Consider the following 569-nt stretch of genomic DNA (forward strand, 5'->3'; position numbering starts at 1 on the left):
CAGGGTACACAGGGCGATTTCGCCGTTCGGGTCGTTGATGTTGTCCAACGGTTTGGTCGGCAGGGCGATTTCCATGCACAGGTTGGACTGGTGCACGGGCGCGACGCGCGGGTCAAACGGACTGTGCGTGTTGCAGTGGTCAACGTTTTGGATATAGATGCGTCCCGTTCCGGCGCGTTCCTGCATCAGCGTGGAGAACAAATCGGTAGCCGACAAGGTGCGCTTGCGGATGTTTGGGTCTTGCTCGTATTTCGTGTAAAGACGCTCGAATTCGTCTTGGTCGGCAAAGAACGCGTCGTACAGGCCGGGGACTTCGTTGGGCGAGAACAGCGTGATGTTGCCGCCTTTAATCAGGCGTGTGTACAGCAGGCGGTTGATTTGCACGCCATAGTCCAATTGGCGGATACGGTTGTCTTCCACGCCGCGATTGTTTTTCAATACCAACAGGCTTTCGGCTTCGATGTGCCACAAGGGGTAGAACAAAGTTGCCGCGCCGCCGCGCACGCCGCCTTGCGAGCAGGATTTAACCGCCGCTTGGAACATTTTGAAAAACGGGATGCAGCCGGTAT

General features: G+C 56.6%; 1 pseudogene. It reads right to left on the reverse strand.

Features of this window, described 5'->3' with window-relative positions:
- Positions 1-569, reverse strand: a pseudogene (locus ACTHUR_RS16620) (ribonucleotide-diphosphate reductase subunit alpha); the annotation flags it as partial.

It is taken from the genome of Neisseria sp. P0021.S007 (assembly GCF_051956855.1).